The sequence below is a fragment of the Nocardia alni genome (assembly GCF_019038435.1).
GTDB lineage: Bacteria > Actinomycetota > Actinomycetes > Mycobacteriales > Mycobacteriaceae > Nocardia > Nocardia alni.
The window spans coordinates 1-976 of record NZ_JAGPOX010000322.1 but is presented as its reverse complement, the minus strand read 5'-3'; the positions used below and the strand labels follow the sequence as shown (position 1 = coordinate 976).

General features: G+C 66.6%; 1 protein-coding gene. It reads right to left on the bottom strand.

Going from position 1 to position 976, the window contains the following annotated elements; all coding sequences use genetic code 11:
* Positions 1 to 976 (bottom strand): hypothetical protein (locus JZ791_RS44135; protein ID WP_216903935.1); only part of this gene is annotated, 976 nt, incomplete at both ends.

Sequence of the window (976 nt, the reverse complement as noted above, 5' to 3'; positions counted from 1 at the left end):
GGTCGTGGAGTCGGGGGTCGGTGGGTTGTTCGGCCCTGGCCACCAGGGGGGAGGGCCGCTTACGCGCGTCGGACCTCGAGGGCAGATCGGCCACCCAGCGCACATGCCGGGTCGGCTGCTGTGGTGATTCGGTGAGGATGTTGCCGGATCTAGGTGAAAGTGGTTGCCGGGCCGGCTGTTCGAGCACTGCGGCGATGGGCCGTTCGGTGGTGTGGACCGATTCCCGGTCTTCCTCGGTGCGGAGCGAGGCATCGTTGTCGTTACGGCGCAGCTCGGCCACGGAGGCGTTCGGGCCGAAAGGCCTGTTCTGTGTGTCGGTTTCGGGGGTGCTCGGGCTACGGGGCTGGGTCGGCGGAGTGGAAGGCTGGATGTCGGCCCCGGAGGCATCCTCGGTGGCTTGCGCTTCGATCGTTCGGGGCGGTACCTGGTCATCGGTGCTGTAGACCGATTCGCTGTAGTCTGATCGGCCGTCGTCCAATGGCGCGAACCGGGCTGTGCCGGTGGGCGAAGGGGTCTGGGGGCTGTAGACCGTTTCGTCGTCGTGGGGCGAGACCGGTTCGGATTGTGGGTGTAGTGATGTGCTGGGTTCGGTTGGCTGGGTCTCGTGGGGAAGGAATCTACCGTCTGTGTCGGGCTGGTCGAAGTACTCGGGTGAGAGGAGTTCGGCCAGTGGGGTGTCGGTGTGCTCGGTCGCCTCGCCGTGGTCGGCGGATGTGGTGGGTTCGGCCGGGGGCGGTGCGTGTTCGAGTTTGGGGGACCCGAGGGGAAGTATGTCGAACGGCAGGTCGGGGCTTGGCGTGTTCTCGCTGAGTTCTTCTGTGTCGCTGGGTGATTCGGCCGAGAGCTGTGGGGCGATCGGTGTGGGCTGCTCGGGGTCCTTGGTGTTGATGACTGGGGTTGTGGAGGATTCGGCCGGGTCGAGGGTGTTCGTGTCGAGGGTGCCGGGGTCCAAGGGGGCGACGGCTGTGGGGGTGAC